1 protein-coding gene is annotated in these 242 nt (G+C 73.6%); it reads left to right on the forward strand.

Going from position 1 to position 242, the window contains the following annotated elements; genetic code table 11:
* The coding region (locus SB751_RS34600; RefSeq protein WP_410749567.1) for a hypothetical protein at window positions 1–242 on the forward strand (242 nt) is incomplete at both ends.

The raw sequence follows: 242 nt of genomic DNA on the forward strand, positions 1-242 counted from the left end.
ATCCTGTACGGTCTGCACCGCGCCCCGCGCGGCGACCAGCCGCCGCTGGTGCGCTTCGAGCAAAGCGGCGGCCGCGTGCTGTTCGGCCCGGTCAAGGCCCGCGCCGAAACCGAAGCCGCCCCGGTGTCGCGCTACCTGGGGGCGCGCGAAGCGCGCCGCGCTTCCTACGAAATCGACCGCCTGCTGTACGTGGCCGCCACCCGCGCCCGCAAGCGCCTGCATCTGGTTGGCCACGTCGCCAT

It is taken from the genome of Cupriavidus sp. SIMBA_020 (assembly GCF_046535395.1).
In the GTDB taxonomy this organism is placed as follows: domain Bacteria; phylum Pseudomonadota; class Gammaproteobacteria; order Burkholderiales; family Burkholderiaceae; genus Cupriavidus; species Cupriavidus campinensis.